Source organism: Limosilactobacillus avium (assembly GCF_947381485.1).
Lineage (GTDB): Bacteria > Bacillota > Bacilli > Lactobacillales > Lactobacillaceae > Limosilactobacillus > Limosilactobacillus avium.
The window spans coordinates 1-230 of record NZ_CANCWN010000122.1 but is presented as its reverse complement, the minus strand read 5'-3'; the positions used below and the strand labels follow the sequence as shown (position 1 = coordinate 230).

Here is a 230-nt window from a genome sequence, read left to right as displayed (position 1 = left end):
TGGCAGATGTTTGGTAATGATCGCTTCGTTTGGAACCAAATGTTGGCGATGGCCAAGGAACGGTATCAAAATAATCCTAGTAGTCACATCGTCAATGAATACGGAATGAATTATCTACTGAAGAGACTCAAGCAGGAATACCCATTTCTTAGAGCTAGTGACTCAACTAGTTTTCTAGTGGTTAATCACAACCTCGCCCAAGCCTTTAAGATGTTATTTAAACGCCAAGG

At 40.9% G+C, this 230-nt stretch carries 1 protein-coding gene; it reads left to right on the top strand.

Annotated features, from left to right (window positions below):
- Window positions 1-230, top strand: a 230-nt coding sequence (locus tag QOS01_RS10550) for a helix-turn-helix domain-containing protein (RefSeq protein WP_283622284.1), incomplete at both ends; no start/stop codon positions are given.